The sequence below is a fragment of the Pseudomonas sp. genome (assembly GCF_040514055.1).
In the GTDB taxonomy this organism is placed as follows: Bacteria; Pseudomonadota; Gammaproteobacteria; order Pseudomonadales; family Pseudomonadaceae; genus Aquipseudomonas.
Map to the genome: position 1 here is coordinate 1 of NZ_JBEVDL010000091.1, position 4,628 is coordinate 4,628.

Consider the following 4,628-nt stretch of genomic DNA (forward strand, 5'->3'; position numbering starts at 1 on the left):
GAACCCGATGATCGTGCTCGCCGATGCCGACATCGAAAAAGCCGTGCAGGGCGCGATCCTCGGCGGCCTGCTGAACAATGGCCAGGTGTGCGCGGCGGCCTCGCGCTTCTACGTGCATCGTTCGATCCACGACCAGTTTGTCGAAGCACTCGCGGCGGCGGTCTCGGCAATGCCGATTGGCGCGGGCATGAACGGCGAAGCGGCGATCAACCCGTTGGTGTCGCGCAAGCAGCAGCAAAGCGTGCTCAAGCACATCGAGCTGGCCCGCCAGGAAGGTGCGCGGGTGGTGGCGGGCGGCGAGTTGCTGGAAGGCGAGGGCTTCTTCGTCCAGCCGACCATTCTCGCCGACATCGACCACAGCATGGCAGTGGCGCGCGAAGAGGTATTCGGTCCGGTGCTGGGGGTGATGCCGTTCGACGATGAAGACGCGGTCATCGCGCTGGCCAACGACAACCGTTACGGGCTGGCCGCCAGCCTGTGGACCAACGACCTGGGCAAGGCCATGAACCTGGTGCCGCGCATCGAAGCCGGTACGGTGTGGGTCAACGCCCACGTGCTGCTCGACCCGGCGATGCCGTTCGGTGGCGTCAAGCAATCGGGCATGGGGCGCGAGTTCGGTCGTGCGGTGATCGAGGCCTACACCGAGCTTAAATCGGTGTGTATCGCCCACTGATGAACCTGTAGGAGCTGTGTAGGAGCTGACGAGTGAAACGAGGCTGCGATCTTTTGATTGTAAAAAAGCAAGATCAAAAGATCGCAGCCTGCGGCAGCTCCTACATAAGCCGCGTTACGCCGTTGGCGGTTTCGCCAGTTCAATCCCGGCGGCGCCCAGCCGCTTGAGAATCTCGAACAGCAGCTCGCTCTTGATCGAAACCACCATGCGTGGGCTGCTGACATAACCGGTGACGGTCAGGGTAATGCCTTCAGGCTTGAGCTGGCTGAAGCGCACCACCGGTGCCGGCTTCTCCAGGATGGTCTCGTGCTCGCGGAAGGTGTCCAACAGCAGGTTGCGCACCTGCTCGGGGTCGATGTCCAGCGGGAACATCAGTTCGAGTGACGCCACCCCCTGGGCGCTGCCGCCGAGGGTGACGTTGCGCAGGTTCTGCGAGATCAATTGCGAGTTCGGCACGATCACGATCGAGCGGTCGGCCAGCTGTATTTCGGTGGCCCGCACGTTGATCCGGCGGATGTCGCCTTCGACCCCGCTGATGCTGATCAGGTCGCCGACCTTCACCGGGCGCTCGGTCAACAGGATGATGCCGGAAACGAAGTTCTTGACGATCTCCTGCAAGCCGAAGCCGATGCCCACCGAGAGGGCGCTGACGATCCAGGCCAGGTTGGTCCACTTGACCCCCAGCGACGACAGCATCAGCAGCAGCACCAGGGCATAGCCGATGTTGGAAAATAGCGTGCTGAGCGAGGCACACATGCCCGGGTCCATTTCGGTTTTCGGCAGGAATTCGTTGTCCAGCCAGCGCCGCAGCGAACGAATCAGGTAGACGCCGATGATCACGGCGAGCAAGGCATGCAACAGGTTGGCCGGGACGATGTTCAGTCTGCGCAGGCCGTCGCCACCGAGGATGGCGAGGATGTTGGTGGCCAGTTGTTCGAGGGTCGACCCGATGCCACCCACCACCAGGGTGATCAGCGCGATCAGCAACAACGAGGCGCGGCCGGCACCGGAGAGGATGATCGAAATCTGTTCCAGCCGCGTATCGCCAATGCCCAATAGCTGTTTCAAGGACTTGCCGGTGGAGGTGCGGGGGGAAAACAGGTGTTCGCAGCCGTCTTTGACCAGCTGGGTCAGCAAATAAAAGCCGGCGAAGATGATGTAGAACCACACCAGTTCGTAAGTGATGAAGCGCGACAGCGATACGTAGCCGGCGAGCAAGGCCAGGAGTGAAATCACGATCGCAATGCTGGCGAACGAATAGATCAGCCCGGCGAAGGTCCGGCCAGCCTCGGGGGCGACCCCCGCCATGACCATGTCCCGGCGGGTTTTGCTGACGCGAAACAGCAGCATCGCGATCATGACCGAGACGATCAGGGCGACCGCGCCCCGGACCGAGATCACCAGCTCCGCGCTCATGCTGGTGGCGTTGGTCATCTGCGCCAGCGATACCAGCAACAGCAGTGTCCAGGCCAGCCGTGCCGGGTAGGGCTCCATCGCCAGGGCGAGCGGATCGGCAAAGTTTGGCAGGCGCCATGAGGGGTGCTGCGTGGACAGCAGTGCGCGACTCAGGCCGAGGATCAGCACGCAGGTATAGACGATCTTTTCGAAGTCCTGGGAAAACCCCGTCAGCTGTGGCGTCAGCGGCAGTTCGCGGGTGAAGGCAAAAAACAGCAGGCGCAAGGCTATCCAGGCCGTCAGCACCGTGGCGATGACCGAGGCCAGGGCCAGGGCGCTACGCCGCAGGCGACCTTCCGGCATGCGATGGATGCACAACCAGGTCAGCCCGCGTTCGGCCAGCCGCCGTCCCACGACCCAAAGCAGCACGGCCATCGCGATCAACAGGCTGGTCAGCAGGCGCGCGCCCGGTTGCCAGGTGGCGTCCAGGGTGTCCTTGATCTGGTGCAGGAAGGCGCTGAATTTTTCCCGGTCATGCTCTGGCGGATTGAGCAGGGGGGCCCAGAACCAGGGGTTGAGTACGCTCCTGGTCCGCTGGGTCATTTCGGTTTCCAGCAGGCTGCGGCGGATGGCGGCAATCTGGGTCAGCAGTTCGGCGGCGCTGGCCTTGAGCGCTACCAGGGTTTTCAGTTTGGCGTCGACCCGGGATTTCTGTTCGGTCAGGGTGATTCTCTGGAGGGCGATATCGGACTTCTCGGGCGCGGCATCCGCCACTGGCGGCGGGCCCAGCACGCCCAATTGCGCCTGCAACTGGTCCTGCTCGGGCAACAGCAGTGCCGAGAGGCGATCGACCTCCTTGACGAGCGCCTGCACCAGATCCTGCGGGCTTTCCAGCTGGCTGTAGTTGATGGCCTGTGACACTTGCTGCTTGTAGCTGCCGAGTTGGCCCTGCAGCGCCTCCAGATCGCTGTCGGAAACGCTGGCGGAAGCGGGTGGCTGGGCGTTTGTGGGGATATCGGGCATGGGCGCCGCCGATAGCCATCCGGCGCTCGGCCCGAACAGTAAAGCGATGAGAATCACGAAGCTCAAGGCATTGCGCATCGGCGTGCTCGACTGGTTATGTGTCACTCCAACCTATGAGGTTAGGTCATGACTCAACGTTATCGAGGCTTTTTTGGTCGCAAGTGCAACGGCAAGATCAAAAGATCGCAGCCTGCGGCAGCTCCTACAGGGGATCGCATTCGATTTGCTGGCGTTATTCGCCCGCTCGCCGGGCCGGAAAGAACAACTCGAAACACGTCACACCATCAGCACTCGTGACGCTGCACTGGCCGTTGTGCAACTGCATGATCGTCGCCACGATCGACAACCCCAGGCCGTTGGATTGCGCCGAGCGCTCGCGGGATTCGTCGACGCGGTAAAAGCGTTCGAACAGTCGGGGCAGGTGTTCGGCGGGGATCGTCTGGCCCTGGTTGCGCACCTGCAAGCGGATGCCATCGGCAGAGGGCGTGGCGCAGATCGCCAGCTCGGAGTTCGGCGCGCCGTACTTGATGGCGTTGGCGCACAGGTTGGCCAGGGCGCGGCGCAACAGCATCGGCTCGGCCCAGATCACACCGCTGCCTTGGGCGCTGATGGCGATTCCGACATCCGCCGCGAGCCCTTCGAAATAGTCGGCCATGCGTTCCATTTCATCCAGGGCGCCCAGTTCCTGGCGTTGGCGCAGGGCACTGGCCGGGTCGGTGCGGGCCAGGAACAGCATGTTGTCGAGCATGCGTGCCAGGCGCTCAAGTTCCTCGACATTGGAGGCGAGCAACTGTTGATAATGCTCGATGCTGCGGTCTTGCTGCAGGGCGACCTGGGTTTCACCGAGCAGGTTATTGATCGGCGTGCGCAGCTCATGGGCCATGTCGGTGGACACCTGGCCCAGTTGCACGAAACCTCTGCCGAGGCGGTCGAGCATGGCATTGAAGGCCTCGATCATCGGTAGCAACTCCAGCGGCGCGCCCTGGCTGTCCAGGCGTTCGCCGAGATTACCGACGCCGATGCCCTGGGCATGCCGGGCCACGCGCCGCACCGGCAACAGGCCGCGCTGCACCAGCACGTAGCCGGAAAGTGCCAGCAGAATCGCCGCCACGCTGGCGAACAGGTAGACGTTGAGCCGGTAACTGGCGAGCACCGCCGTGCGTTCAGTCATCAGGCGCCCGGTCACCACTTCCAGCGTGCCCTGGTCACCGGAGGCGATGGTCGCCGCCAGTGCGGAAAAAGGTACGCCATTAACGTTGGGCAAGTGCTGCACGTCGCCGAGGCCCAGTGGGTGGTCCATGGCCATGGGGGTCAATACGGGCATGTCCAGATTGCCCGGATTCACCTGCAGCAACGGCGGTTGCCCGGGCGCGCCGATACTCAACAGGGCTTCGCGGTTGCCGAGCATGTTCTGGAACAGCGCGGGTTTGCTGCGGATCAGCTCCAGGGTGTTGCTGTCGTTGAGGAACGTGCGCAGTTGATCGATGCGGGTGATCAGCGCCGCGTCATCACGGCGGACCAATTCGCGCTCCAGGTC

At 63.1% G+C, this 4,628-nt stretch carries 3 protein-coding genes; 1 reads left to right on the plus strand and 2 read right to left on the minus strand.

Going from position 1 to position 4,628, the window contains the following annotated elements:
* Positions 1-673: aldehyde dehydrogenase family protein (locus tag ABWY06_RS24200; protein WP_353928141.1), on the plus strand; the 673-nt coding region annotated here is incomplete at its 5' end.
* A 114-nt stretch (positions 674-787) separates the two neighbouring features.
* On the opposite strand, the gene ABWY06_RS24205 is transcribed toward ABWY06_RS24200, so the two are convergent.
* Both ABWY06_RS24205 and ABWY06_RS24210 read right to left on the minus strand, forming a co-directional pair.
* The gene (locus ABWY06_RS24205; RefSeq protein ID WP_323608511.1) at positions 788-3,169 is read right to left on the minus strand and encodes a DUF3772 domain-containing protein; all 2,382 of its coding nucleotides are present in this window, start codon (positions 3,167-3,169) and stop codon (positions 788-790) included.
* Positions 3,170-3,323: 154 nt separating this feature from the next.
* A partial coding sequence (locus ABWY06_RS24210; protein ID WP_353928142.1) for a heavy metal sensor histidine kinase occupies positions 3,324-4,628 on the minus strand: 1,305 nt, incomplete at its 5' end.

What these genes read in the sequence shown, in the direction of transcription:
- ABWY06_RS24205 (WP_323608511.1), bottom strand. Translation starts at nt 3,169, where the DNA reads ATGCGCAATGCCTTGAGCTTCGTGATTCTCATCGCTTTACTGTTCGGG.